The organism is Kitasatospora sp. NPDC091257, from assembly GCF_044757675.1.
GTDB classification, from domain to species: domain Bacteria; phylum Actinomycetota; class Actinomycetes; order Streptomycetales; family Streptomycetaceae; genus Kitasatospora; species Kitasatospora lactacystinica.
The window spans coordinates 1-2,898 of sequence record NZ_JBIVVI010001147.1; the positions used below are offsets into that span (position 1 = coordinate 1).

Annotated in this window: 1 protein-coding gene; it reads left to right on the top strand. The window is 74.3% G+C overall.

All coding sequences use genetic code 11. The annotated features are described in order from the left end of the window. Positions 1-2,898, top strand: a 2,898-nt coding sequence (locus tag ACIQOV_RS35585; protein WP_401054960.1) for a LamG-like jellyroll fold domain-containing protein, incomplete at both ends; no start/stop codon positions are given.

Sequence of the window (2,898 nt, forward strand, 5' to 3'; positions counted from 1 at the left end):
CTACGCCTTCGACGGGCAGGGGCGCTTCCTGGCGCTGCCCGCCGAGCAGTTGCCGCGGGCCGCCACCCCCGGCGACCTCACCGTGGAGGCCTGGGTCAACCCCGAGCGGGTCGAGGGCCCGGTGCGGCTGGTGCACGCCAACGCCGGCGACAGCCCGTACGGCCTGGGGCTGCTCGGCGGCCCCGCCGCCTCGGCGCTGGCCTACGACGGGGTGAGCGCGGCCGCCGTGGTGCCCGGTGCGTTCGGCTTCGGGGACGGCGACTTCACCGTCGAGTTCTGGGCCCGCCGCACCGCCGTCGACGAGCGCGACCACTTCGTCCTCGGGCACAGTGGCGACCAGGGCCGTGCCGGTGAGAGCCTGCACATCGGCTTCCGCTCGAACGGCAAGTTCACCTTCGCCTTCTACGGCGACGACCTGGACACCACCCAGCGTTTCGGCGACACCCAGTGGCACCACTGGGCCTGCGTCTTCGAGCGCGGCACCAGCCAGCAGGTGATCTACCGGGACGGGCAGGAGATCGCCCGCCGCACCGCGAGCGCCCCCTACCGGGGCCAGGGCAGGTTCTCCCTGGCGCAGGTGCCCTTCCTGCCCGCCGGGTTCGCCTCCGCCCAGATCGACGAGGTCCGGCTCTGGTCCAGCGCGCGCGGCGGCGACGACGTGCGCGCCACGATGAAGCGCCGGCTCACCGGCGGCGAGGCCGGACTGCTCGGCTACTGGGTCTACTCCGCCCCGGCCGCCGGTGCGCAGCCCGTGCTGACCGACCGCTCCGCCAACAAGCGGCACGCCGAACTGCGCGGCCGGCCGGGCCCGGTGTCCGCGCTGTCGCCGATCGAGGGCGGCCGCTACTGGGCCGTCGCCACCGTCGGCGATCGCCGGGTGGTCAGCCGGGAGACCTTCCCGCTGAGCGAGTGGAGCCACTTCGCCGCCGCCTACCAGCAGTCCTGGGCCGTCCGGTTGGACGGCGAGGCCTACCTGGAGGTCGCCGACGACGACGCCCTCGACATCGCCGACGACCTGACGCTGGAGGTCTTCGCCCGCCTCGACCGGCTCGGCGAGACCCAGGGCCTGCTCTCCAAGGGCCGCACCGCCGACGGCGCGGGCGGCAGTGTGCCGTACCGGCTGGCGGTGCTGCCGGACGGCCGGCTGGAGTTCGCCTTCGAGGAGCCCGACGGCCGGGCCGTGCGCTTCACCTCCACCGAGGGCGTCAAGGCCGGGACGTTCCACCGGATCGCGGTGGTCCGCAAGAGCGGTCGCTCGATGCAGGAGCAGAAGGGCACCCGTCAGATCACCGCGGCCGGGGCCGACGGCAAGCCGGTCACCCAGAGCGTCGAACTGGTCGAGTCGGTCTCGGTCCGCGAATGGCAGGACATCCGCTTCCACCTGGACGGCCGGGAGATCGGCACGGCCCGCTACGAGGGCCCCGGCCCGCGCGGCAACGACGCGCCGCTGGAACTGGGCCGGACCCGCGACGGCTCCGTCGTGCAGCGGCTGACCGGCGTGCTCGCCGAGGTCCGGATCTGGGGCGCCGCCCGCGACGCCGCCCGGCTCGGCACCGCCGTCACCGCCCGCGACCGGGGTCTGACCGCGCACTGGCGGTTCGAGGAGAACGCGGGCGGCACGGCGGCCGACGCCACCGGCTCGCACCCCGCCCGGCTGCGCGGCGCCCGCTGGGTCCGCAACCCCGACCCGCGCGGCAGCGTCTTCCGGCTCTACCGCAACGGCGTCGCCGTGGCCTGCGACCCGGCGGGCACCCCCGGCGCCCCCGACAGCGCGGCCTTCGCCGACGCCGGCGACGCCCAGCTGACCCTGGGCGCGGTGATCAAGGGCGGCAAGGCCGCGGAGTCGCTGAACGGCGTGCTGGAGGAGGTGCGGATCTGGCGCACCGCCCGCACCCACGAGCAGCTGCTCGACAACCTGTTCACCCGGCTCAAGGGCGAGAAGGAGGACCTGGTCGCCTACTGGCCGTTCGACCGGGACTCCACCGAGCCGGACGTCGCCCAGGTCCGCGACGACGGCCTGCGCGGCAACCACCTGCGCCTGGGCGCCGAGGCCACCCGCCCGCGCACCGTCCTGTCCAGCGCGCCGGTCTCCACCGACACCGCGCAGGTCCGCTCGGCGCTGGCCGGGATGCGCACCCCCTTCCACGAGACGGTTCTCCGCCGCCCCGGCCGTGGCCGAGTACGCCGACATGCAGTACGGCGCCCGCGGCGAGGCGTTCGGCGTCCTCAAGCGCGCCTACAGCTACCTGCGCGACGGGCGCTGGCACCTCGTCACCGGCTACAAGGTCGGCGAGCTGGTCAGCGAATGGGTCAGCCAGATCCAGTTCGACCCGCAGCTCATCGGCTATGTGGAAGGCGCCCCGCCGGTCCCCTCGGAGAACCTGACCGCCGGGCTCACCGACCCCGGCAGCGACACCTTCGAGGGCGCCTCCTCCGTCCAGCTCACCGAGGCCGAGCAGGTGGTGCGCTCGCTGTCCTCCGCCAAGGAGCGCAGCGTCGACGCCGCCTTCGGCTTCGCCCTGTCCAACGAGGTGGACGTCGACGTCTGGATGATCACCGCCCCGCTCGGCTTCGGCATCGCCAAGTCCATCGCCAAGGGCGGCGTCTCCGCCAGCGTGCGCGGCAACCTGGAGTTCTCCAACAGCTGGGCGGAGGAGACCTCCGTCTCCCAGGGCGAGAACACCGCCCGCACCACCAAGGTCTCCCTCGCCGGCCACTGGGAGGACCCGGGCCGCCTGCTCAACCCCGCCACCGGCCGCCGCTACGTCCCGGCCAACACCGGCTTCGCCGTCGTGCAGTCCCAGACCGCCGACGTCTTCGCCCTGCGGCTGGCCCACAGCGGGGCCCTGGTCGCCTACCGCATCCAGCCCAACCCCGACATCCCCAAGGACTGGAACG